This is a genomic window from Janthinobacterium sp. RA13 (assembly GCF_000745325.1).
Lineage (GTDB): Bacteria > Pseudomonadota > Gammaproteobacteria > Burkholderiales > Burkholderiaceae_D > Janthinobacterium > Janthinobacterium rivuli.
Window position 1 is genome coordinate 4,481,168 of the sequence record NZ_JQNP01000001.1, and the last position, 23,750, is coordinate 4,504,917.

Consider the following 23,750-nt stretch of genomic DNA (forward strand, 5'->3'; position numbering starts at 1 on the left):
TCGGGTAGATTCCACTCGTATAAAAACAAAAATTAGATGAAAATTTCAGAAGTTAGCCTCGACGCCACCGATTTGCAGATACTCAGGCTGTTGCAGGATGAAGGACGGCTGTCGAATGCACGCCTGGCCGAGCGCTTGAAACTGAGCGAAACCCCCGTCTGGCGCCGCTTGCGCCGCCTGGAAGAGGAAGGTTTCATTACCGGCTATCAGGCTTTGCTCAACCGCAAGAAGCTGGGCATCGGCCTGGTGGCCTTCGTGCGGGTCGTGTTTGCCAACCATGGCGGCGAACAGCCGTCGCAGTTCGAGCAAGCGATCGCGACGATTCCCGAGATTTTGTCGTGCCACAATGTGGCCGGCGAAGCCGATTATTTCCTGCAAGTGGTGGCGCGCGACCTGGAAGCGTATGGCGAATTCGTCTCGACCGTGCTGCGCCGCCTGCCTGGCGTGGCGGAGATCCAGTCCAGCCTGTCGATGCGCGAAATCAAGTCGTCGAACCGCCTGCCTTTGCTGCTGGCCTGAGGCGCCGGGGGCGCACTATAATTGGAATAGTTGCCAGGACTCGCGTCTGGCGCCCTGACCGCCACTCCAAGGACCGCCATGCCAGATACCCTGTCACCCCTGTTTCCCGCCCTGTCGCCGAACCGGCACGGCATGCTGGCGGTCGATGACATCCACACCATTTACTGGGAAGAGTGCGGCAATCCCGACGGCATTCCCGTGCTGTTCCTGCATGGCGGCCCCGGCGCGGGCCTGTCGCCGCAGCACCGCCGCTTTTTTGACCCGCAGCGCTACCGCGTGATCCTGTTCGACCAGCGCGGCGCCGGCAAGTCCACGCCGCTGGGCGAATGGCGCAACAACACGACGCAGTTGCTGATCGAGGACATCGAACGCTTGCGTGCCCAGTTCGGCATCGCCCAATGGCTGGTGTTTGGCGGCTCCTGGGGGTCGACCCTGGCGCTGGCGTATGGCCAGGCGCATCCGGCAGCCTGCCTCGGTTTTGTGTTGCGCGGCATTTTTCTGTGCACGCAGGCGGAAATCGACTGGTTCATCGAAGGCGTGCGCTGGTTTTATCCGGAACTGTACGAAGAATTTGCCGCGCCCATTCCGGCCGAGGAGCGGGGCGACTTGCTGGCGGCCTACGTGCAACGCATCCTCAGCAGCGATCCGGCCGTGTACTGGCCGGCCGCGCGCGCCTGGAGCCGCTTCGAAGGGCGCCGCGTGTACCTGATGCCGCAGCCGGAAGATGCGCCGAACGATGCGCTGGACCTGGGCGTGGGCCGGCTCGAATCGCATTACATGGCCAATCTCGGTTTTTTCGAGGAAGACCAGCTGATCCGCAACATGGGGCGCATCGCGCATTTGCCGGCCGTCATCGTGCAGGGCCGCTACGACGCCATCTGCCCGCCGCTGTCGGCCTACCGTTTGCAGCAAGCCTGGCCCGGCGCGCAGCTGGAAATGATCCCGGACGCGGGCCATGGCGCGCTCGAACACGGCATCGCTTCGGCGCTGGTGCGCGCCACCGAGCGCTTCGTGCCGGGGCGCGGCTTCGCATGACGCCAGACCACGCCGGTTGGCAAAGCGGCCAGCCGGCGTGCGCCACCTGCTACACTATGGCCTGTGCTGGCGCCAGGGTCGGGCGCCGGTGTGAACCCACGACTTTTTATCCATGAACATACAGATCGGCGACATCGGCCATATCATCCAGCTGGCGATTGCGCCGGTTTTCCTGTTGACCGGTATCGGCACCATGCTGGTGGTGCTGACCAACCGCCTGGGCCGCATCATCGACCGCACGCGCGTGCTGGAAGACCGGCTCGACATCGGCTACAACGATTTCTATATGGATGAGCTAGATACCTTGTATCAGCGTACCCATCTGATCAATTATTCGATTTCGCTGAGCACGGCGTGCGGTTTCTTCGTCTGCGTCATCATCGCCATGCTGTTTTTGGGCGATATTCTGAACCTGACCCTGGACAAATACATCGCGGCCTTCTTTGTGCTGGCCGTGATTTGCCTGATCGGCTGTTTTATCTATTTATTGCGCGAAATTTATCTGGCCGCGACGGCCCAGCGCATCCGGCGCCATATCCGCCCGCCACGCTAAGCGGCGCGCCGGTTTACCCTACTATTGAAGAACGAGTCCAGCATGCACGATTACAAACGTCCCCCCACCCTGCACCGCTACGGCCAGCGCAGCGAACTCGAGCTGGCGCTGAGCCTGGGCCAGTTCCGCCTGGCGCCTGCGGGCAATTGTTTGACCCTGAGCTTTTCGCAAGTGTGGGACAAGCAACTGTTCGATCTGTTCGCCCCGGCCGACGCCTGTCTGATCATCCACAATACGGAAGAATTCGGCGAACGCCTGCACCGCGCCGTGCAGCGCACCTTGCCCAGCTGGGCCGGTATCGATGGCGTCGTTGAGTATGGCCAGCGCGCCGCCCTGGGCGCCGCTTTCACCAAGACGCGCGCCGAAGCGGCGGAACAGGAATGGCTGTTCGCCTGGCGCTCGATGCAGCCGCAAGCGAGCCTGAACCCCGTGACGGTCAAGCTGGGCAGCCTGGAAAACTTCGCGGAAATCCGCGACCGCGACACGTATCTGGCGTAATTTTAGCCCGATTTGTCGGCGTACTGGCTGTCGATGCGGGTGAGCACGGCCGCCATCATGCGCTCGATATCGCCGCGTATCATGGTCGTGCCCAGCATGCCGGGCACATAGAAGCCCGGCATCAGCCGGCTGGAAAAGACGATGCGCGTGCCGCCCGTTTCGGGGATGGGATACAGATTCCAGCGCGATTCGTAGTGCCGCATGTCGCCCGAAACGAGGGCGATATCGATGGCCGTGAACGGCGTTTCCGTGGCCCGCACCACCAGGTGGATGGGGTGGTTCATGAACAGGAAGCGCGCCATGCCCTGCTGCTCGATGATGACTTCATTGCCGTTGCGCGACAGCACGCGGCAGGAGCTGAGGTCGGGCACGAACTCATTCATGCGCTCGTAGGTGGTCAGGGTCTTCCAGACGGACGCCGGCGGCGCCTGCACGCTGCCGCTGGCATCGACTTCATACATGCGCTGCCCGTCGACCTCGATGCGCTTGACGTCGACCTTCAGCTTGTCCAGGCGTGTCGCCTGTGCCAGCGCGGTCGCGGGGACGGCGCACAGCATCAGCAGGCAAAGGAAGAGTCGCGTCATGCACCTAGCCTACGGGAAACTTGCGCCCGGCACAAGCTGTACCCATCGCCGGCCCGCGCGCCGGGCGATTTAGAACTCCCGGTCTAGAGAAATACACTGCGGCGATCGGCAATGCTTGCTACCGTACGGCCTGCATACCACCTCTACCGGACCGATCACCATGACTGCCTATCCCCACCTGCTGGCCCCGCTCGACCTGGGTTTTACCTCTTTGCGCAACAGAGTCATCATGGGGTCCATGCACACGGGCCTGGAAGACCGTTTTTATCATTATGGCAAGCTGGCCGCCTTTTACCGCGAACGGGCGCGCGGCGGCGTGGGGCTGATCGTCACGGGCGGCATCTCGCCGAACCGCCAGGGCTGGCTGCTGCCGTTCGGGGGCACCCTCAATTTCCTCGGCGACGTGCCGAACCACCGCAAGGTGACGCGCGCCGTGCACGAGGAGGGCGGCAAGATCGTCATGCAGATCCTGCATGCGGGCCGCTATGGCTATCAGCCGTTCGTCGTGTCGGCATCGGCCAAGAAGTCGCCGATCTCGCCGTTCCGTCCCCGTCCCCTGAGCGAGCGTGGCATCGAACGCACCATCTGCGACTACGTGCGCTGCGCGCGCCTGGCGCAAAAGGCGGGCTACGACGGCATCGAAGTGATGGGCAGCGAAGGATATTTGCTGAACCAGTTCCTGTGCGCGCGCACGAATCTGCGCCAGGACCGCTGGGGCGGCACGATCGAGAACCGCATGCGCCTGCCCGTGGAGATCGTGCGCCGCATCCGCGCCGCCGTCGGCCCCAACTTCATCATCATGTACCGCCACTCGCTGCTCGACCTGGTCGAGGGCGGCAATACCTGGGACGACGTGGTGACGGTGGCCAAGGCCCTGGAGCAGGCCGGCGTGACGATTTTGAATACGGGTTTCGGCTGGCATGAGGCGCGGGTGCCCACCATCGTCACCTCGGTGCCGCGCGCCGCCTTCGCTTCCGTGGCAGGCCGATTGCGCCGCGAAGTGACGATTCCCGTGGTGGCGTCGAACCGCATCAACATGCCGCACGAAGCCAATGCCATCCTGGAGCGGGGCGACTGCGACCTCGTGTCGATGGCGCGCCCTTTCCTGGCCGACTCCGATTTTGTCGCCAAGGCCGCCTCCGGCCGCGCCGACGAGATCAACACCTGTATCGGCTGCAACCAGGCTTGTCTCGACCACACGTTCGCCAACAAGCGCGCCAGCTGCCTGGTCAACCCGCGCGCCTGCCATGAGACGGAACTTGTTTACGCGAAAAAGGCCGTGCCGCGCCGGGTGGCCGTCGTCGGCGCGGGACCGGCCGGCTTGTCCGCCGCCTGCGTGGCCGCCGAATGCGGGCACGCGGTGACCCTGTTCGACAGCAGCGACAGCGTCGGCGGCCAGTTCAAGGTGGCCATGCAGATACCGGGCAAGGAAGAATTTACGGAAACCATCCGCTATTTTGCGCGCCGGCTGGCGCTGCTGGACGTCAAGCTGCGCCTGGGCCAGCGCGTCACGCGCGAGCAATTGCTGGCCGGCGGCTATGACGACGTCATCGTCGCCACCGGCATCAAGGTGCGCCTGCCGGCCATTCCCGGCATCGACCATCCGAAGGTGCTGTCGTACCTCGATGTGCTGCAAGCCAAGAAGCCCGTGGGCGCGCGCGTGGCCATCATCGGCGCGGGCGGCATCGGCTTCGATGTGGGCGAGTATCTGCTGCACGACCCGGCGCATCCGCTGCCGCAACCCGTGGCCACGTGGGCGGGCGAGTGGGGCGTGGACTTGAATGCGGCGACCGGCGGCGGCCTGGTGCCGCCCGCAGCACCCCATCCTGTGCGGCAAATCTTCCTGTTGCAGCGCAAGACGTCGAAAGTGGGTGCGGGGCTGGGCAAGACGTCGGGCTGGGTGCACCGCGCGGCGCTGGCGAGAAACGGCGTGGCCATGCTGGCCGGCGTAAGCTACGACAAGATCGACGAGCAGGGCTTGCACATCACCGTGGGCGGCGAGCAGCGCCTGCTGGCGGTGGACAACGTGATCATCTGCGCGGGCCAGGACAGCCTGACGGAACTCATGCCGGAAACGGACAAGGACGGCAAGCCCCTGCAGGCGGGCGGCCCGCGCTTCCACAAGATCGGCGGCGCCGCGCTGGCGGCGGAACTCGATGCCAAGCGGGCGATACGGGAAGGGGCGGAGCTGGCGGCCAGCCTGTAAAAAGAAAGCCTGCCGGCTGGGTAGCGGGCAGGCTTGTTGGACGGAAAGGGCGCCGGCATTAATGCCCGCCATGCCCCTTCTTCGCCGCATCAAAACTCTGCAGCACGTGTTCGGCCATGCCATTGGCCAGCTCGTGCTCGCCAATGAACACTTTGCCGGCGTTTTCCGCGCGCAGCAATTCCGCCTCTTCCTCGCTGTGCGTGCGCACCACCGTCATGATGCTCGGGTTCAGCGCGCGCGCCGTCTCGATCATGGCGCGCACGTGGAAGGTGTCCGGCGTGGCGATGACGAGCATGGTGGCGTGCGTGATGTGCGCCTGGATCAGTACGGCCGGTTCGCCCGCATTGCCGGCCACGGCCGGAATGCCCTGCTTGCGCAGCTGGTCGACGATTTCGCGGTTTTCCTCGGCCACGACGAAGTGGATGCCCCGTTCCATCAGGGCGGCGGCGATGCGCCGGCCCACGCGGCCATAGCCGACCAGGACGATCTGGCCCGACAGCTTTTCCTGCGGTACCGTCATCGGCAGCTCGGCCAGCGGGTCGGTGGTGCGCTCGAACTTGCGCGCGAAATCGCTGTTGTTCATCACGCGCAGCAGCGGCTTGGCCATGCTGAAGACGAGCGGGTTGAGGGCGATGGACAGGATGGCGCCGGCCAGGATCAGGCTTTGGCCTTCCAGCGGCATCAGGCCCAGGGACAGGCCCAGCGCGGCCAGGATGAACGAGAACTCGCCGATCTGCGCCAGACTGGCCGAGACGATGATGGCCGTTTTCGGCGGATAACGCAGCGCCATCACCAGCAAAAAGGCGGCAATCGACTTGCCGAAGATAATGATGGCGCACACGGCCAGCACTTGCAGGGGCTTGTCGATGAGGATGTTCGGCTCGAACAGCATGCCGACGGAAACGAAGAACAGCACGGCGAACGCGTCGCGCAAAGGCAAGGACTCTTCCGCGGCGCGGTGGCTCAGTTCGGATTCGCGCAGCACCATGCCGGCGAAGAAGGCGCCCAGCGCGAACGACACGCCAAACAGCTTGGTGGACGCGTAGGCGATGCCGACGGCGGCGGCGATCACGCACAGGGTGAACAGTTCGCGCGAACCGGTGCGCGCCACTTGCCACAAAATCCACGGAAACAGCTTGCGGCCGACGACCAGCATGAAGATGATGAAGCCGGCCACTTGTCCCAGGGTCACGGCCAGGGTTTGCCACAGGCTGACGGTTTCGGCGCCGGGGGCGACTTTGCCGCCCAGCGCACCGGCAAACGCCGGCAACAGCACGAGGACCAGCACGGTGACGAGGTCTTCCACCACCAGCCAGCCGACGGCGATGCGGCCATTCAGGGAATCGAGGATGCCCCGTTCTTCCAGCGCGCGCAGCAGCACCACGGTACTGGCCACGGACAGGGCCAGTCCAAAGATCAGTCCGCCACCGAGGGTCCAGCCCCACCAGTGGGCCAGGCCCATGCCCATCGCCGTGGCGACACCGATCTGCAAGATGGCGCCAGGCAGCGCGATCTTGCGCACGTCCCACAAGTCTTCGATGGAAAAGTGCAGGCCGACACCGAACATCATCAGCATCACCCCGATTTCCGCCAATTGTCCCGCTATTTCCGCATCCGCCACGAAACCGGGCGTGGCCGGTCCGATGATGATGCCGGCGGCCAGATAGCCGACCAGTGCCGGCAGTTTCAGGCGCGCGGCGATGAAGCCGAAGATGAGGCCGAACCCGAGGGCGGCGGCGATGGTGGTGATCAGGCTGATGTCATGGGGCATGCGTGTGGGGTTCCTTATGGGGACGTGCGGATAGAAAAAGCTGTTGCTCAGCGACCAAGTATAAACGCATCAAAGCCCCTGCCGGAAAATTTCCTGCGGCTTTATTGCAAAAAACCTGTGCTATATCTTCGTCCAGGTGGCCGCGAACGCATGTCATCCACCTCGAACATCGCCTAATTCAGGAGTCAGGCGATGTTACACCCATGCGCTCAGAGCTTGCGCACGACCACGCAGCCGATGGAATAGCCGGCGCCGAACGAGCAGATGACGCCCGTGGCGCCCGCCGCCATGTCATCCTGATATTTATGGAAGGCGATGATGGAACCGGCCGACGACGTATTGGCGTAGGTGTCGAGGATCACGGGCGCTTCGTTCTCTTGCGCGTCGCGGCCCAGGATCAGGCGCGCGATCAGCAAATTCATGTTCAGGTTGGCCTGGTGCAGCCAGTAGCGGGAGACTTGCGCCACTTCCACGCCGGCCTTGGCCAGGGTCGCCTTGATCATCTCGGCGGCCATCGGGCACACTTCCTTGAAGACCTTGCGGCCTTGCTGGCGGAACAATTTGTCCGCCTTGCCCACGCCGGATTCGTCAAAGCGGTTGAGGAAGCCGAAATTGTTGCGGATGGCATTCGAGAAGCGCGTTTTGAGTTCCGTGCCGATGATCTCGAATTGATGCTGCGACACGGCCGTGTCTTTTGCTTCGACGATGATGGCCGTGCAGGCGTCGCCGAAAATGAAATGGCTGTCGCGGTCGCGCCAGTTCAGGTGGCCGCTGGTGATTTCGGGATTCAACACCAGCACGGCGCGCGCCTGGCCGCTTTGCACGGCGGCCACGGCTTGCTGGATGCCGAAGGTGGCGGACGAGCACGCCACGTTCATATCAAAACCATAACCATCGATGCCCAGCGCATCCTGCACTTCCACGGCCATGGCCGGGTAGGCGCGCTGCATATTGCTGCAAGCGACCAGTACCATGTCGATATCGGCCGGCGTGCGGCCGGCGCGGGCCAGCGCATCGTGCGCGGCGGCGACAGCCATTTCCGCCTGCAGCGATAGTTCGTCATCGCCCCGTTCCGCAATGCGCGAGACCATGCGCGCCGGATCGAGGATGCCTTCCTTTTCCATCACGAAGCGCGACTTGATGCCGGACGCCTTTTCGATGAAGGCCACGCTCGACAGGTCCAGCGCCGTCACGGTGCCCGCGGCGATCGCGTCGGCGTTGTCGGCATTGAATTTTTCCGCGTAGGCATTGAAGCAGGTGACCAGCTCTTCGTTGGAGATCGAAAATGGCGGCGTGTACAGTCCGGTACCGCTGATGACGACTTGTTTCATGGTTAAACTTTCAAATTTGGCAATCGACGTGGCGCCGATAAGTGAAGCAAATTTTACACAAACAGGCTCGACTGTAGAGAGTTTCGTGTTGCGGGGCAGGGGAAGTGTGGCGGAAGATTGATTTTTGTCGCGTGGAGCGGTGCTGGGGGTATTGCGTGTGATGGGGTCAGACCCGCCGGGTCTGACCCCAAACTGCTTACTTCTTCTGTTCTTTCTTGACGTCGGCCTGCACCACCACCGGTTCGGCCTTGGCCAGCTGCACTGGCAAACCTTTCAGGTGGTTCAGCGCCTGGTGCAATTGGAAATCGTCCTTGCTGCCAAATTCCAGCGGCTTGCGGGTTTTTTCCAGCGCGATGATGCGCAATTGCTCTTCCATCTCGTCGTTGACGGGGGCCGCTTTGGTGCTTTCCTTGTCGCGGTCGTTGCTCAGGTGCTTGGTCAGGTCCGCTTCGCGGATGCGCAAGCCGTTGAGGCCATCGCCGTCCGCATTCTCATCGACCAGCAGGTCGGGCACGATGCCCTTGGCCTGGATCGAGCGGCCGTTCGGCGTGTAGTAGCGGGCCGTCGTCAGCTTGACGGCCGTGTCGGCTGTCAGCTGGCGGATGGTTTGCACGGAACCCTTGCCGAAGGTTTGCGTGCCGATGATGGTGGCGCGCTTGTAATCCTGCAGGGCGCCAGCGACGATTTCCGAGGCCGAGGCCGAGCCCGTGTTGACCAGCACCACCAGCGGCACTTTCTTGATGGCGGCCGGCAATTTCGCCAGCGCGTCGCCTTCCGAGCGGAAAGTATAGTATTCGGCGCGGCCATAAAACACCTGTTTCGAGTCCGGCAGCTGGCCATTCGTCGAGACGATGGCCGCGTCTTTCGGCAGGAAGGCGGCCGAGACGCCGATGGCGCCCTGCAGCACGCCGCCCGGATCGTTGCGCAGGTCCAGCACCATGCCCTTGATGTTCGGATCTTGTTTATATAGGGCCGTGATCTGTGCGGCCATGTCGTCGACGGTCGGTTCCTGGAATTGCGACACGCGCAGCCAGGCGTAGCCCGGCTCGACCATCTTCGCCTTTACGCTTTTTTGATGGATTTCCTCGCGCGTGATGGTAAAGGCCAGCGGTTGTGGTTCATCCTTGCGGGCAATCGTCAGCGACACCTTGGTGCCCGGTTCGCCGCGCATGCGCTTGACGTTGTCGTCCAGGCTGACGCCTTTCACGGGCTGGCCATCAAGGCGGGTGATCAGGTCGCCAGCCTTGATGCCGGCGCGGTAGGCGGGCGAATCCTCGATGGGCGAGACGATCTTGATGTAGCCGTCTTCGCTGAGGCCAATTTCAATGCCCAGGCCGACGAACTTGCCTTCGGAGCCTTCGCGCAGTTCGGCGTAGGCTTTCTTGTCGAGGTAGGCGGAATGGGGGTCGAGCGAGGCAACCATGCCGGAAATGGCGTCTTCCAGCAGTTTCTTGTCTTCGACGGGTTCCACGTAATCGGACTTGATCAGGCCAAACACATCGGCCAGCTGGCGCAACTCTTCCAGCGGCAGGGGCGGCTCGACGTTTTTTTGCGCCATGGCGGAAAATTGCAGCGACACGGCGACGCCGGCCACCACGCCCAGGCCGATCAAGCCGGTATTTTTGAGTTTGCCCATCATTGCACCTTTGCAGCTAGCGTGTCTTGCACAAGCGCCAGTCCCCGTGGAGCGGCGCTTTGTTGAAAGTATAGACCTGAATCTCTGCCGGCGTGGGCCGGCCATGGAAAAAGCGTGCCTGGGCCCAGTCTACGCGCGAAAACGGGGCTGCCAGCTTGCCATATGTTGCGGTTTTGTATGCGATGTATAGTTACTCTTGAGGGGAGTAAGCATTTGTAAGAGTCGAAAAAAAGCGTGTGCCGCGGCCCTATAGTGGACTCGCATTCTCGACCCGAAGTGGTTTTGCCTGCGTCCACGGACGCAGGCTTTTTTTTATCCGGAGCCTGCATGACCTCGCATGGGAGGCACGGGCGTGAGCATGGGTAACTGAGGGGCGATTCCGGGGCAAGGATGGCCAAATGGCATGCTCACGTGCTACATTCCTGCAGCGCCTGGCGCGGCAGGCTATCCGCCCGAAGCTATCCGCCCGGTCTTTTTGACATGCCCCATAAGGACAATCCGTGAATCGCTATCTCTTGAGCAGTCTGACCCTGACCCTGTTGGCTGCGTTTGCCCATGCCGCCGAACCCGTATCCGCCGCTGCCGCCCCGACCGTGGCTCCAAGCGCCGCACCTGCCGCCGCTGGCGTCGTTTCCGGCATCGACGTGCAGTACATCGACCCTGCCGTGCGCGTGCAGGACGATTTCTTCACCCATTTGAATGGCAAGTGGCTGGCCACGGCCGAGATTCCTGCCGACAAGTCGAGCTGGGGTTCGTTCGCCAAGTTGCGCGATGACACGACGCCGCAATTGCGCGGCATCATCGTCGCTACGCAACAGGACAAAAACAAGAAAGCTGGTTCCGAAGCGCAGAAAATCAGCGACCTCTACGCCAGTTACATGGATGAAGCCAAGCTCGAAGCGCTGGGCACGAAGCCGCTGGCCGGCGAACTGAACCGCATCCGCTCGCTGCGCGACAAGAAGGGCGTACCCGCCCTGATCGCCCACCTGAGCCAGGCGCGCGTGTCGACCCCGTACGCCGTGTATGTGGGCCAGGATGCCCGCGCCTCCACCAAATACGCCGTGTATGTGAGCCAAAGTGGCCTGGGCATGCCTGACCGCGATTACTACCTGGAAGCCAAGCAGGCTGGCGTGAAAGAAAAATACCAGGCGCACGTGGAAAAAATGCTGGCCATGGCCGGCGACAAGAATGCCGCCGCCCGCGCCAAGGCTGTTGTTGCGCTGGAAACGGCCCTGGCCGAAGTGCAATGGACCAAGGTCGAGAACCGCGACCCCGTCAAACGCTACAACAAGACCGACATCAACAAGCTTAACGAGCTGACCCCCGGCTACGACCTGAAGTCCAGCCTGGCTGCCTTGGGCATCGCCAACAAGGTCGATTACGTCATCGTCAACCAGCCGAGTTACCTGGCCGGCTACAACAAGGTACTGGCCGCAAGCGACCTGGACACCGTGAAAGCCTACTTCGAATGGCAGTTGCTGAACAGCTATGCCAGCTATCTGTCGAAAAACTTCGTCGACGAGAACTTTGCCTTCTATGGCACGGTACTCAGTGGCGTGACGGAAAACCAGCCGCGCTGGAAGCGTGGCGTGGGCGCCGTCGAAGGCGTGCTGGGCGAAGCCGTCGGCAAATTGTATGTCGCGCAATATTTCCCGGCAGAGCGCAAGGCGCACATGCAGGAACTGGTGAAAAACGTGCTGGCCGCCTACAAGGACAGCATCGACACTCTGGACTGGATGAGCCCGGAAACCAAGAAGGAAGCGCAAGCCAAGCTGGCCAAGTTCACGCCGAAGATCGCGTATCCGAACAAATGGCGCGATTACACGAAGCTGCAAATCGTCCAGGGTGACCTGGTGGGCAACATGATGCGCGCGGCGAATTTCGCTTCGGCGCGCCAGGTGGCCAAGCTGGGCAAGCCGATCGACCGCGAAGAGTGGGGCATGACGCCGCAAACGGTGAACGCCTATTACAGCTCGACGATGAATGAAATCGTCTTCCCGGCCTCGATTCTGCAGCCGCCGTTCTTTGACGCCAACGCGGACGACGCCGTCAACTATGGCGCCATCGGCGCCGTCATCGGCCATGAAATCAGCCACGGCTTCGACGACAAGGGCAGCCAGTCCGATGGCGACGGCAACTTGCGCGACTGGTGGACCCCGGCCGACCGCAAGAATTTCGCCGCCAAGGCCGACGCGCTGACCAAGCAATACGATGGCTACAGCCCATTGCCGGGCTACAACGTCAACGGCGCCCTGACCCTGGGCGAAAACATCGCTGACAATTCGGGCGTGGCGATCGCGTATAAAGCCTATAAAATCTCGCTGGGCGGCAAGCCGCCACCCGTGCTCGATGGCTTGACAGGCGACCAGCGCTTCTACATGGGCTTTGGCCAGGTGTGGCGCAGCAAGATGCGCGAAGCGCAGCAAATCGTGCAAATCAAGACCGATCCGCATTCGCCGGGCCAGTACCGCGCGAATGGCACCATGGTCAACCAGCCTGGTTTCTATGAAGCGTTTGGCGTGAAACCGGGCGACAAGATGTATGTTGCCCCGGAAAACCGCGTGATCATCTGGTAAACGTCAGATCCATGTAAACGTTATCTTGTCACAACAAAAAAAGACCACTTGCGTGGTCTTTTTTGCATTCTGGCCAAAGTTCTTTCTGTCGTTTCGGCCGGTATGCTACAGTCAAAAACCGGGCCAGAAGCCTTGGGCCTTCTGACCCTTATATTCCACACAATATAATATAGAGGACAACCGTGAATCGTTATTTGTTAAGTGCATTGACCCTGAGTTTGCTGGCCGGCGTGTCCGGCATGGCTGGCGCCGCTGATAGCGCCAAGAAAGCCGCTCCCGCCACGGCCGTCGCCGCCGCGGCGCTGACGTCCGGCATCGCCGTCGAGTACGTCGATCCTGCCGTGCGCGCGCAGGACGATCTGTTCCAGCACCTGAATGGTAAATGGCTGGCGGAAACCGTGATTCCTGCCGACAAGTCGAGCTGGGGCAGCTTTGCCAAGCTGGCTGATGATACGCAAACGCAGCTGCGCGGCATCGTCGAAGGCGCCGCCGCTGACAAAGCCCGCGCAGCCGGTTCGAATGCACAGAAAATCGGTGATTTCTATAACAGCTTCATGGATGAAGCCAAGCTGGAAAGCCTGGGCTTGAGCCCCTTGAACGCGGAGCTGGCGAAGATCGCCGCGCTGCAGGACAAGGCGGAATTGCCGGCCGTGATCGCCCACTTCAGCAAGCTGGGCGTGACTTCGCCTTACGACTTCGGCATCCACCAGGACGCCAAGGATTCCACCAAATACGTGGCCGACATCGTGCAAAGCGGCCTGGGCTTGCCTGACCGCGATTATTACCTGGAAGCGGGCAAGGCCGATACGCGGGCCAAGTACCTGGCCCACGTGGAAAAAATGCTCAGCCTGGCTGGCGACGCGAATGCCGCCGCCAATGCCAAGGCCATCCTGGCGCTGGAAACGGAACTGGCCAAGGCGCAATGGAGCAATGTGCAGAACCGCGACCCCGTCAAGACCTACAACAAGGTGGAATTGGCGAAACTGGCCAGCGTGGCGCCAGGCTACGACTGGGCCCGTTACCTGAAGGACACGGGCATCGCCGGCAAGGTCAATTACGTGATCGTCAGCCAGCCCAGCTACCTGAAGGGTTTTGCCGAGATCGCCAACAAGACGCCGCTGGACACGTGGAAAGCATACTTCCAGTGGCACTTGCTGCACGCGAACGCCGGCTACCTGCCAAAAGCGTATGTCGATGAAAACTTCGCTTTCTATGGCACCACCCTGACGGGCGTGACGGAAATGCGCCCGCGCTGGAAACGCGGCGTGGGCGCCGTCGAAGGCGCGCTGGGCGAAGCCGTGGGCCAGCTGTACGTGGAACAATATTTCCCGGCCGAACGCAAGGTGCGCATGGAAGCGCTGGTGAAAAACCTGATGACGGCCTACCAGCAAAGCATCGACAAGCTCGACTGGATGAGCCCGGTCACCAAGAAACAGGCGCAGATCAAGCTGGCCAAGTTCACCACCAAGATCGGCTATCCGAACAAATGGCGCGATTACTCGGGCCTGACGGTGGCGCCGGACGATTTGATCGGCAACATCCAGCGTTCGCACTTGCTGAACTACAACCGTGAATTGAACAAGCTGGGCCAGCCGATCGACCGCGACGAGTGGGGCATGACGCCACAGACCGTGAACGCCTATTACAACCCGGAACTGAACGAAATCGTCTTCCCGGCCGCCATCCTGCAAGCGCCGTTCTTCGACGCCAACGCGGACGACGCCGTCAACTATGGCGCCATCGGCGGCGTCATCGGTCATGAAATCAGCCACGGCTTCGACGACCAGGGCGCCCAGTACGACGGCGACGGCAACCTGCGCGACTGGTGGACCAAGGCTGACCATAAAAACTTCGCCAAGAAAACCAAGCAGCTGGTGGCGCAGTACAACAGCTTCAGCCCCGTCAAGGACCACTTCGTCAACGGCGAACTGACCCTGGGCGAGAACATCGCCGACAATTCCGGCGTGGCGATCGCGTATAAAGCGTATAAATTGTCGCTGAACGGCAAGAAAGCCCCCGTCATCGACGGTTTCACGGGCGAGCAACGCTTCTACGCGGGCTTTGCCCAGGTATGGCGCATGAAGATGCGTGAAGCGCAGCAACTGGTCTTGCTGAAAACGGACCCGCACTCGCCAGGCCAGTTCCGCGCCAACGGCACCATGCGCAACCAGCCCGGCTTCTACCAAGCCTTCGACGTGAAACCGGGCGACAAGATGTACCTGCCACCGAAAGACCGCGTCATCATGTGGTAACAGCAGTGCTGACGCGCTAGCACCGGGCCGCCCCGCTATCAAGCCGGGCGGCTTTTTCACGCCGTGTGATCTGGCACAAACTGCGGACGAAAAAAAAACCGCCCATCCGGGCGGTTCCTGATTCAGCGCGCTGGCTGAATTATTTGGCAGGCTCGGCTGCAGGAGCTGCGCCATCAGCGGCAGCGGCAGGTGCCGGCACTTCCGGTTCCTTGAACTTGCCGCCCGACGCGTTGGCGATGTAGACGACGGCGCGCGCCACTTCCACATCGTCGAGGTCTGGATTGCCGCCCTTGGCCGGCATCGCGCGCAAGCCTTCGATGGCGTGTTTCAGGACCGTATCGTAACCCTGGGCCAGACGGGCCGACCAGCCGCCCGCGTCGCCAAACTTCGGCGCACCGGCCACGCCGGCGCCATGGCACGCCACGCAGGTCGCCGTGTACACGGCTTCGCCGCTTTGCAGCACTTTCGGACCGCTGGCATCCTTGAAGGTAAAGCCGGCGTTGGCCACCGGACTCAGGCGCTCGGCAATGGCTTCCGGCGACTGGCTGTCGGTACCGGCGCCCGTCAGTTTTTGCGCCGTGACGAACTGCACCAGCAGGATGATGCCGATGACGGTGATGAGGAAGAAGCCAGCTACGGCGGCAAGCAATTGTTTAGGCGTTTTGATCGCTGATTGTTGTTCGTTATGTGCGTCGCTCATGATGTCCTTAGTCCAGATTTGAAACTGATGGCCGTGTAAGGTAGCATTTTTACATGCTTGGATGTAAACCTTTATGAAACCCACAATTATAGGCACAAAAATTGAGCAGTGACATGCAATTGCCAGCGATACGACAGTTTCCGTAGACGTAGGTAAAGAAAAACGGTATCCTTCGCATCACTTCAGAAATTCCCCCTACGCGGCTGTAGCTCAGTGGATAGAGTATTGGCCTCCGAAGCCAAGGGTCGTGGGTTCGATCCCCGCCAGCCGCACCAAGATGTCCCTCGTCGTTTCCTCAATTATTCTTCCCCTCTATTCGCAGTTGATGGCTTGCCCCGTGCTTGTCCCTGCACACATTGTTATACTATTTTGGTTGCGTTTATTGCGTTTGACTCGTAAGCTTGAATGAAAAGCAGGGAGGAATGCCATGTCGAATGTAATCGATCGTCTGGAAAATAAAGAAGATCTGGAACTGGCGAAAGCGGCGCAACGCTGTCTGGTCAGTGCGCTGGATCATTCGCGTGCCGTGCAGATTGCCGTTCTGGAAGAGGGAGCGCAAGACTTGGGCGATGCCCCCTTGCTGCGCTTGCCGCCGAATGTGTTGCGCCTGTTTGCCGATGTCCTGGGTACCCTGGCGCAAGGTAAGGCCGTGACGGTCATGCCGAAGGAACATGATGTGACGACGCAGGAAGCGGCGATGTATTTGAATATGTCGCGGCCTTATCTGGTGCGGCTGCTCGAGGCTGGGAAGATTCCCCATCATAAGGTGGGTACGCACCGCCGGTTGCGCTTTGAGGATGTGGTGCAATACAAGGATGAGCGCAAACGGCGTTCGCAACAGGCCTTGCAGGCCTTGGCAGATCAGGCGCAGGAGCTTGAACTGGGGTACTGATGGCCGGATACTACCGTTACACTGCCGTCCTCGATGCCTGTGTGTTGTACCCGGCACCCTTGCGCGATTTATTGCTGAGTTTGGCGGCGGACGGTATCTTCAGCGCACGCTGGACTGCGCAGATACAGGAGGAGTGGCAGCGCAACTTGCTGCTCAAGCGGCCTGATCTGGACCCTTCGGCCTTGGCGCGCACCAGCGCGCTGATGGCCGAGGCAGTGGAGGACGGCGTAATCGAGTCATACGAATATCTGATTGATGCCTTGGTCTTGCCCGATGCCGATGACCGGCACGTGTTGGCGGCAGCCATCGTGGGGCATGCAGACGCTATCGTCACATTCAATCTCAAAGACTTCCCGGACGCGATCATGCGAGGGCACAACATTGAAGTCTTGCACCCCGATGATTTTCTGGTAGCGCAGTATGAACTCGCGCCGATACGCATGCTCAGTGTCGTCAAGGAAAACCGGGCGCGATTGCGAAAACCAACCAGATCCGCCGCCGAACTGATTGCCACTTACGAAGCGCAAGGCTTGCCGCAACTGGGCAAGTTGCTGCGTTCCGCGATTGCCTTGCTCTAGCGCCCGCTCCCACCGCTCCGCTGCTACCCTTGAAATACATGCCTGCGTTTTTCTGAAGCCTGTACGGCTTTTTTTTCAGGCATGATCCTGCCTGAAACATCCCTGACGCCCCTGCCGTTGTCGCTTTACAACCTCCAAAGTCCTTCCAGCGCCGATATCAAAATTGATATCGAAACAGTGGAAAAATTGATTGGAGAGATTATCGCCCAGCCCCTAAGATAAACGCCGAGCATGCGAACGACATGCAAGCGATACAAAAAATATCAATACAATATCTGGAGATTCATGATGCGCAACGCCACCGGCCCGCTCGCGGCCACTTCCCCTCGTCCATTCACTTTGAAGGCAGCCGTTGCGGCACTGGCCGGTATTGGCTTGCTGAGCACGGCTTCAGTGTGGGCGCAGGAGGCGGTGGCTGCCGATGCCAGTGCCGAGCCGGCTGCGGAAGTGTCGGTCGTGACCGTCAGCGGCGTGCGCCGCTCGGCCCAGAATTCCCAGCAGATCAAGATGCGCTCGGACCAGGTCATCGATTCCATCGTGGCCGATGATATCGGCAAATTCCCTGACAACAACGTGGCCGAAACCCTGGCGCGCATTTCCGGCATCCAGATCCGCCGCGATTCGGGCGAGGCGAGCGCCGTCATGATCCGCGGCTTGCGCGATGTCACGACCCTGCTCAATGGCCGCGAACTGTTCACCACCACGGGCCGCTACGTCAATCTGGCCGACATTCCCGCCACGATGCTGCAGCGCGTGGACGTCTATAAGTCGCAGGGCGCGGACCAGGTCGAAGGCGGCGTGGCCGGCATCATCGACGTGCGCACGAATCGCCCGTTCGACTTCAAGGATTTCACGGCCAGCGTGAATACGCGCGCCGTCTACAGCGATAAATCGAAAGCCACCGACCCGAACATCAGCGGCATGCTGTCGAACCGCTGGAAGACGGGTATTGGCGAAGTGGGCGCGCTGCTGGGCTTGTCGCAACAGCAGCACCGCTACCATGAAGAGCGCGCATTCAATACGGCGCCCGTGGATAAAAGTTTCCTGGCGCCCGGTTTGACGGGGCCGGACCAGGTGGGCTTGCTCCCGATCAAGGGCGACCGCCGCCGCACGACCGCCAATGCCGTGCTGCAATGGCGCCCGGACGCCGACGTCGAACTGTATGCGGAAGGCATGGCCACGCGCTTCCTGCTCGATGCCGAGTCCGATTACTTCGTCGGCTTGCCGTGGTGGGGCACGCCCGTGTCGGCAACAAAAATTCCCGGCACCGACCAGCTGCAAACGCTCACGTCCACCAATGTCAACACCATCATGTCGACGCAGGCGAACAAGAACCAGACGAAGACGCATCAGTTTGCCGTGGGTGGCTTGTGGGATATCAACCCGGAATGGCGTTTCACGTCGGAAGTGGCCAGCACCAAAAGCACCTATGCCTGGCGCAACCCGATTCTCGATGCGATTACCGTCGTGCCGAATGCCCGCATCAATACCAATCAGAACGGCACCTTGCATGTCGACTACACGGGCGTCGATTTGCAAGACCCGTCGAATTACTATCTGAAGGGCTTTTTCGACCGCTACGGCCGGGATCAGGGCAGCTCGAACGATGTGCGCGCCGACCTGGCGTACACGCCGAGTGCCGGCGGCATCTTCAAGGAAATCAGCGTCGGCTTGCGCGGCGTGAAGCGCGAAGCCGAATCGATCAAGAGTTTCGAGGGCAATGCGGAAGCACCGGACGTGTCCGGCGCCGCGTTTCCGTTCAGCCGCCAGAGCGTGACGTCGATTCCCGGTTTGAATTGCCTGTCGGAACCGATGTCCAGCGGCGGCCCCGACTATGGCTTGAAGCAATGGTACACGCCGTGCGCCAGCTTCCTGCTCAATAACACGGGCACCATCCGCGAAGCCGTCACGGGCAGCAGTGCGGCGCGCGCCATGGATCCGGGCTCCTTCTTCAAGGATACGGAAAAGACGTATTCCATCTATACCAAGGCGAAGGTCGCCTTCAAGCTGGGCGCCTACCCCGTCGACGGCACCCTGGGCGTGCGCGTCGTGCGCACCGAGCAAAGCTTGCAAGGCAACAGTTCGCAAGATGACGTCTACACGCCCGTCATCAGCGACACGGCCAGCACCGACGTGCTGCCGAGCGTGGCTCTGAAAATCAAGCTGCGTTCGGACCTGGTCGGCCGCTTCGCTGCGGGCCGCACCATCAGCCGTCCGGGCTTTTCCCAGCTGAACCCTGGCGTGGCTCTGGTCAACTCGACGGAAACGGTGAAGGCGACGGGCGCGGGCGGCAATCCGAACTTGAAACCGGTGACGGGCGACAATGTTGACGCGGCGCTGGAATGGTATTTCGCGCCAGCCGGTTCCGTGACGGCCACCGTGTTCCACCACAAATTCGACGGCTACATCCAGCAACGCATTTCCAGCGAAACCATCGCCGGCAAGACCTATGACGTGGATCGCCCGTACAACACGGCCGCCGGCAAGCTGCAAGGCCTGGAAATTGGCTACCAGCAGTTTTATGACGGCTTGCCGGGCCTGTTGAGCGGCTTGGGCTTGCAAGCGAACGGCACCTACATGAGCGGCACTACCGATGACGAGACGGGCAGCCATGCCATCACGGGCGTGTCGCGCTATGCCTACAACCTGGTCGTGCTGTACGAAAAAGACGCCTGGTCGGGCCGCCTGGCCTACAACTGGCGCTCGAAATTCATCGACAGCTACAACCAGGGCGGCCCTGGCCTGGACTTGAAAGTGGCGGCCACGGCCCAGCTCGACGGTTCGCTGTCGTACAAGATCAACGACCAGTTCACCGTGACCCTCGATGGGAATAACTTGCTCGACACCAAGTTCAAGGATTACTGGAACGAGCCGGGCGTGTATGCGCGCGATACGCGCCGCTATGACCGGACAGTTGGCGTATCACTGCGCTGGAAGATGTAGCTTGATCGCATCGTAAAAAATTAAGGGCGTTGCCATGGTTTCGGCCGGCAACGCCCGTGTCAGTTGGGCAGTCACGCACGATTCATCATAAAAAGAATGGACGGAAAGCATGGAGACGCAAAAATTATCTACCGTTGAAAAGGTCGGCTTCGGCGCCGGCGACATGGCGCTCAATGTCGTCATCTCGTCGATGATGTTGATCATCACCTTTTTCTATACCGATATCTATGGCTTGAAAACCAGCGACCTGGCCCTGCTGTTCGTGGCCGTGAAAGTGGTGGGCGCCATCGCCGACCTCGTCATGGGGCAGATCACCGACCGCTACAGCTTCGCCTCGGGCCGCTACCGCCCATACCTGCTGTGGCTGGCCGTGCCCTTCGGCATTAGCGTGTTTTTCGTCTTCACCACGCCGGAATGGGGCTATGACGCCAAGCTGATCTGGGCATATTCCACGTATATCCTGATGACCATCATGACGGCCGGCGTGGGCATTCCCTATATCTCGCTGATCAGCGGCCTGACCAGCGACCCGCATGAGCGCCTGTCGGCCAATGGCTACCGCTTGTTCTTCGCCAAGATCGGCGCCTTCATGGTGACCATCGTCGTGCCGATCCTGTCGCAGCGCTGGGGCGGTGGCAACCCGGCCGTCGGCTACCAGGCCGCCATGGCCGTGATGGCGGTGATGGGCGTGGCCCTGTTCCTGTTCTGCTATTTCACCACCACCGAGCGCGTCGTGCATGTGGTGGAGAAGCAATCGCTGCTGGCGCAATTGAAGGTGCTGCTGCAGAACGACCAGTGGCTGGTGCTGTGCGGCGTGTGCGTCACGGGCACGGTGGGCTACGTGGTGCGCGGCTCCGTCGCCATTTATTATGCGAAATATTACTTGGGTGGCAGCACGGAAACCGTGGCCGCTTTTCTGACCACGGGCGTGGTGGCCGCCATCCTGGCGATGATCGCCTCGACCTGGATCACCAAGTTTTATTGCAAGGTAAAATTGTTCCGCTACACGCAGATCGGCGTCGCGCTGATCAGCCTGGCGATCTATTTCTTCGTCACACCGAGCGACACCGTGCTGGCCTTCGCCCTGTATTTCCTGCTGTCCTTTGTGGTCGACTTGCATGCGCCCGTGTTCTGGTCGGCCATCGCCGAGACCATCGACTATGGCCAAGTGAAAACGGGCAAGCGCGTCTCCGGCTTCGCCTTTGGCGGCATCTCCGTGTGCCAGAAGGCCGGCATGGCGGTCGCCGGCTTTTTGGTCGGCATGCTGCTGGCGTATTTCGACTACCAGCCCAACCATGAGCAAACGCAATTCGCCCTGAACGGCATCGCCCTGATGCTGTCGGTCATCCCCGGCTTCTTCCACTTGCTGATGGGCTTGCTGATGTTCAAATACCGCATCAGCGATACATACTACAGCGGCGTGAAGTCGGAAATGCACAAGCGCGGCTACGTGGCCGCCTAAGAATAATTGAATGGAGCAAGCAATATGGCTGACATCTTGAAACCGCTGATCGAACAGCGCGCCGACCCGCATATCTACCGTCACAGCGACGGTTACTATTACTTTACGGCCTCCGTGCCCCAGTACGACCGCATCGAACTGCGCCGTGCCGACAGCATCGCCGGCCTGGCCGGCGCGCAAACGGTCGACGTGTGGCACAAGCCGGAGACGGGGCCGTACAGCGAGCTGGTGTGGGCGCCGGAATTGCACTTCAACCAGGGCGCCTGGTATGTGTATTTCGCCGCCGCGCCGAGCCGCGAGATCAAACATAAGTTGTTTCAGCACCGTATGTATGCGATCCGCAATACGAATGCCAATCCGCTTGAGGGCGAGTGGGAATTCATGGGCCAGGTCGACACGGGCATCGACACTTTCTGCCTGGACGCCACCACGTTCGAGCACGACGGCGTGCTGTACTACCTGTGGGCGCAGAAAGATGTGGCCATCGAGGGCAACTCGAACCTGTACATCGCGCCGATGGCCACGCCGTGGCAGCTGGCCGGCCCGCCCGTGATGCTGAGCAAACCTGAATTCGACTGGGAAATCCGCGGCTTCTGGGTCAACGAGGGGCCATCCGTGCTAAAGCGCAACGGCAAGATATTCATCAGCTATTCGGCCAGCGCCACTGATGAAAACTACGCGATGGGCTTGCTGTGGGCCGACGAGTCCGCCGACTTGCTCGATCCAGCGGCGTGGACCAAGTCGCCCGAGCCCGTGTTTGCCACCTGCTACGAGCACGGCATCTATGGCCCCGGCCATAACAGTTTCACCACGGCCGGCGATGGCGACGGCGATGGCGTATTGCTGGTGTACCATGCCCGCACCTACACGGAAATCGTTGGCGACCCTTTGTGGAACCCGGACCGCCACACGTTTGTCAAACCGCTGCGCTGGGATGCGCAAGGCATGCCCGTGTTTGGCCGTTCATCGACCCTGTAAACCCTGGATCCGACGCCATGACCCCAGTTGACTCTGTTTCAGTGACGCAAGCGCCGTTTGGCATCCTGCCCGATGGCCAGCCCGTCAGCGTATTTACCCTGACGAACCGCCAGGGCATGCAAGTCAAGGTGCTCGACTTTGGCGCCATCATCAGTGAAATTCACGTGCCTGACCGCGATGGCAGCTTTGCCGACGTGGTGCTCGGTTTCGAGCGCATCGAGCCGTATCTGGCCAACGGCGCTTTCCTGGGCGCCGTCATCGGCCGCTACGGCAACCGCATCGCCGAGGGACGTTTTAGCCTCGACGGCAAGGATTACCAGTTGGCCGTCAATAATGCGCCGAATCACTTGCATGGTGGAAACCAGGGCTTTCACCAGGTCATGTGGCAAGCCGAGCCGTTCACCCGGGACGATGCCGTCGGCGTGACATTCACGCGCAGCAGCCCGCACGGCGAAGACGGTTATCCGGGCAAGCTGGACGTCACCGTCGTGTACGAACTGGACAACGACAATGCGCTGAGCTTGCGTTACCACGCCGTGACGGACCAGGCCACGCCGATCAACCTGACCAACCACAGCTATTTCAATCTGGCGGGGCAGGGCACTATCCTTGGCCACGAGTTGTCCATCAACGCCGACCGCTACCTGCCCGTGGACGCGGGGTCGATACCCACGGGCGAACTGGCGGACGTGTCCGGCACGCCGTTCGACTTGCGCCAGAGCACCGTCATCGGCGACAACATCGCCCTGCCGCATGAACAACTGCGCATCGGCTGCGGCTACGACCATAACTTTGTGCTCAATAATCAGGCAGATGACGGGCTGAGCCTGGCCGCCACCGTGCGCGATCCGCAATCGGGCAGGGTGATGCAGGTGTACACGCAGGAGCCCGGTGTCCAGTTTTATTCGGGCAATTTCCTCGATGGCAGCCAGCCCGGCAAGCTGTGCGCCAACAGTTATCGCAGCGCGCTATGCCTGGAAACCCAGCATTTTCCGGATTCGCCGAATCAGCCGCACTTCCCCAGCACCATTTTGCGCCCGGGTCAGGTGTATCAGACGGAAACGGTATATCGGTTTTCCGCAGAATAATCGTTTAACCCCAAACGAAATCTGGGGTCGTACCCTTAGGGTACGACCCCGGCCTTTGCTGGGGTAACGCGGACTGAAAACCTTCCACGCCCTGCCGCCACGCGCTCGCAGGGCGTTTTCATTGGGACCTGCTGATATCGTTTTCGAT

At 61.1% G+C, this 23,750-nt stretch carries 18 protein-coding genes and 1 tRNA gene; 14 read left to right on the forward strand and 5 right to left on the reverse strand.

The features are described 5' to 3' along the window. Positions 1-36: 36 nt before the first annotated feature. From FG13_RS19790 to FG13_RS19805, 4 genes are all read left to right on the forward strand, one after another. Positions 37-519: an Lrp/AsnC family transcriptional regulator gene (locus FG13_RS19790; protein WP_034752896.1), complete on the forward strand. Its 483-nt coding sequence runs from the start codon at positions 37-39 to the stop codon at positions 517-519. 78 nt (positions 520-597) lie between these two features. Next, positions 598-1,554: a prolyl aminopeptidase gene (pip, locus tag FG13_RS19795; RefSeq protein WP_035823619.1), complete on the forward strand. Its 957-nt coding sequence runs from the start codon at positions 598-600 to the stop codon at positions 1,552-1,554. A gap of 112 nt (positions 1,555-1,666) precedes the next feature. After that, entirely contained in the window at positions 1,667-2,107 is a 441-nt protein-coding gene (locus FG13_RS19800; RefSeq protein ID WP_035823621.1) for a DUF2721 domain-containing protein, read from the forward strand. A gap of 42 nt (positions 2,108-2,149) precedes the next feature. Then, the gene (locus FG13_RS19805) at positions 2,150-2,605 is read left to right on the forward strand and encodes a hypothetical protein (RefSeq protein ID WP_035823624.1); all 456 of its coding nucleotides are present in this window, start codon (positions 2,150-2,152) and stop codon (positions 2,603-2,605) included. Between the two features lie 2 nt (positions 2,606-2,607). Here the strand turns inward: FG13_RS19805 and FG13_RS19810 are convergent, their stop codons facing one another. Beyond that, a complete protein-coding gene (locus tag FG13_RS19810; protein ID WP_235211776.1) occupies positions 2,608-3,189 on the reverse strand; it encodes an SRPBCC family protein in 582 nt (193 codons plus the stop codon). Between the two features lie 160 nt (positions 3,190-3,349). On the opposite strand from FG13_RS19810, the gene FG13_RS19815 reads away from it, so the two are divergent. Beyond that, positions 3,350-5,395 carry an NADPH-dependent 2,4-dienoyl-CoA reductase gene (locus FG13_RS19815; RefSeq protein ID WP_035823626.1) on the forward strand — a complete coding sequence of 682 codons (2,046 nt, stop codon included), beginning with the start codon at positions 3,350-3,352 and terminating at the stop codon, positions 5,393-5,395. 58 nt (positions 5,396-5,453) lie between these two features. Here FG13_RS19815 and ybaL read toward each other — a convergent pair whose 3' ends face one another. The 3 genes from ybaL to FG13_RS19830 all read right to left on the reverse strand — a co-directional run bounded on the left by ybaL (position 5,454) and on the right by FG13_RS19830 (position 10,136). Next, entirely contained in the window at positions 5,454-7,166 is a 1,713-nt protein-coding gene (gene ybaL, locus FG13_RS19820; protein WP_035823628.1) for a YbaL family putative K(+) efflux transporter, read from the reverse strand. Positions 7,167-7,375: 209 nt separating this feature from the next. Then, on the reverse strand, positions 7,376-8,497 hold the full coding sequence (locus FG13_RS19825) for a beta-ketoacyl-ACP synthase III (RefSeq protein ID WP_035823630.1): 1,122 nt from the start codon (positions 8,495-8,497) through the stop codon (positions 7,376-7,378). Between the two features lie 196 nt (positions 8,498-8,693). Next, entirely contained in the window at positions 8,694-10,136 is a 1,443-nt protein-coding gene (locus FG13_RS19830) for a S41 family peptidase (protein WP_035823632.1), read from the reverse strand. A gap of 497 nt (positions 10,137-10,633) precedes the next feature. Between FG13_RS19830 and FG13_RS19835 the strand changes: the two genes are divergently transcribed. After that, the gene (locus FG13_RS19835) at positions 10,634-12,709 is read left to right on the forward strand and encodes a M13 family metallopeptidase (protein ID WP_035823634.1); all 2,076 of its coding nucleotides are present in this window, start codon (positions 10,634-10,636) and stop codon (positions 12,707-12,709) included. Between the two features lie 182 nt (positions 12,710-12,891). After that, complete coding sequence (locus FG13_RS19840; protein WP_035823635.1) at positions 12,892-14,961, forward strand: M13 family metallopeptidase; 2,070 nt, start codon at positions 12,892-12,894, stop codon at positions 14,959-14,961. Between the two features lie 139 nt (positions 14,962-15,100). On the opposite strand, the gene FG13_RS19845 is transcribed toward FG13_RS19840, so the two are convergent. Beyond that, a complete protein-coding gene (locus tag FG13_RS19845; RefSeq protein ID WP_035823637.1) occupies positions 15,101-15,661 on the reverse strand; it encodes a c-type cytochrome in 561 nt (186 codons plus the stop codon). Between the two features lie 199 nt (positions 15,662-15,860). On the opposite strand from FG13_RS19845, the gene FG13_RS19850 reads away from it, so the two are divergent. The 7 genes from FG13_RS19850 to FG13_RS19880 all read left to right on the forward strand — a co-directional run bounded on the left by FG13_RS19850 (position 15,861) and on the right by FG13_RS19880 (position 23,602). Further along, positions 15,861-15,936: transfer RNA gene (locus FG13_RS19850), tRNA-Arg, on the forward strand. Between the two features lie 152 nt (positions 15,937-16,088). Continuing rightward, the gene (locus FG13_RS19855) at positions 16,089-16,553 is read left to right on the forward strand and encodes a helix-turn-helix domain-containing protein (protein WP_035823639.1); all 465 of its coding nucleotides are present in this window, start codon (positions 16,089-16,091) and stop codon (positions 16,551-16,553) included. After that, positions 16,553-17,131: a PIN domain-containing protein gene (locus tag FG13_RS19860; protein WP_035823641.1), complete on the forward strand. Its 579-nt coding sequence runs from the start codon at positions 16,553-16,555 to the stop codon at positions 17,129-17,131. The genes FG13_RS19855 and FG13_RS19860 overlap by 1 nt, the downstream gene beginning before the upstream one ends. Before the next feature lie 285 nt (positions 17,132-17,416). Next, entirely contained in the window at positions 17,417-20,074 is a 2,658-nt protein-coding gene (locus tag FG13_RS19865) for a TonB-dependent receptor (protein WP_035823643.1), read from the forward strand. Positions 20,075-20,183: 109 nt separating this feature from the next. Then, positions 20,184-21,536 (forward strand): MFS transporter, encoded by a 1,353-nt coding sequence (locus tag FG13_RS19870; RefSeq protein WP_035823644.1) that lies wholly within the window; start codon positions 20,184-20,186, stop codon positions 21,534-21,536. A gap of 24 nt (positions 21,537-21,560) precedes the next feature. Then, entirely contained in the window at positions 21,561-22,514 is a 954-nt protein-coding gene (locus FG13_RS19875; RefSeq protein ID WP_035823645.1) for a glycoside hydrolase family 43 protein, read from the forward strand. A 17-nt stretch (positions 22,515-22,531) separates the two neighbouring features. Further along, a complete protein-coding gene (locus tag FG13_RS19880; RefSeq protein WP_035823647.1) occupies positions 22,532-23,602 on the forward strand; it encodes an aldose epimerase family protein in 1,071 nt (356 codons plus the stop codon). Positions 23,603-23,750 lie beyond the last annotated feature (148 nt).

Coding starts and splice junctions, on each gene's coding strand:
- FG13_RS19790 (WP_034752896.1), top strand. CDS start 37: ATGAAAATTTCAGAAGTTAGCCTCGACGCCACCGATTTGCAGATACTC.
- pip (WP_035823619.1), top strand. CDS start 598: ATGCCAGATACCCTGTCACCCCTGTTTCCCGCCCTGTCGCCGAACCGG.
- FG13_RS19800 (WP_035823621.1), top strand. CDS start 1,667: ATGAACATACAGATCGGCGACATCGGCCATATCATCCAGCTGGCGATT.
- FG13_RS19805 (WP_035823624.1), top strand. CDS start 2,150: ATGCACGATTACAAACGTCCCCCCACCCTGCACCGCTACGGCCAGCGC.
- FG13_RS19810 (WP_235211776.1), bottom strand. CDS start 3,189: ATGACGCGACTCTTCCTTTGCCTGCTGATGCTGTGCGCCGTCCCCGCG.
- FG13_RS19815 (WP_035823626.1), top strand. CDS start 3,350: ATGACTGCCTATCCCCACCTGCTGGCCCCGCTCGACCTGGGTTTTACC.
- ybaL (WP_035823628.1), bottom strand. CDS start 7,166: ATGCCCCATGACATCAGCCTGATCACCACCATCGCCGCCGCCCTCGGG.
- FG13_RS19825 (WP_035823630.1), bottom strand. CDS start 8,497: ATGAAACAAGTCGTCATCAGCGGTACCGGACTGTACACGCCGCCATTT.
- FG13_RS19830 (WP_035823632.1), bottom strand. CDS start 10,136: ATGATGGGCAAACTCAAAAATACCGGCTTGATCGGCCTGGGCGTGGTG.
- FG13_RS19845 (WP_035823637.1), bottom strand. CDS start 15,661: ATGAGCGACGCACATAACGAACAACAATCAGCGATCAAAACGCCTAAA.
- FG13_RS19855 (WP_035823639.1), top strand. CDS start 16,089: ATGTCGAATGTAATCGATCGTCTGGAAAATAAAGAAGATCTGGAACTG.
- FG13_RS19860 (WP_035823641.1), top strand. CDS start 16,553: ATGGCCGGATACTACCGTTACACTGCCGTCCTCGATGCCTGTGTGTTG.
- FG13_RS19865 (WP_035823643.1), top strand. CDS start 17,417: ATGATGCGCAACGCCACCGGCCCGCTCGCGGCCACTTCCCCTCGTCCA.
- FG13_RS19870 (WP_035823644.1), top strand. CDS start 20,184: ATGGAGACGCAAAAATTATCTACCGTTGAAAAGGTCGGCTTCGGCGCC.
- FG13_RS19875 (WP_035823645.1), top strand. CDS start 21,561: ATGGCTGACATCTTGAAACCGCTGATCGAACAGCGCGCCGACCCGCAT.
- FG13_RS19880 (WP_035823647.1), top strand. CDS start 22,532: ATGACCCCAGTTGACTCTGTTTCAGTGACGCAAGCGCCGTTTGGCATC.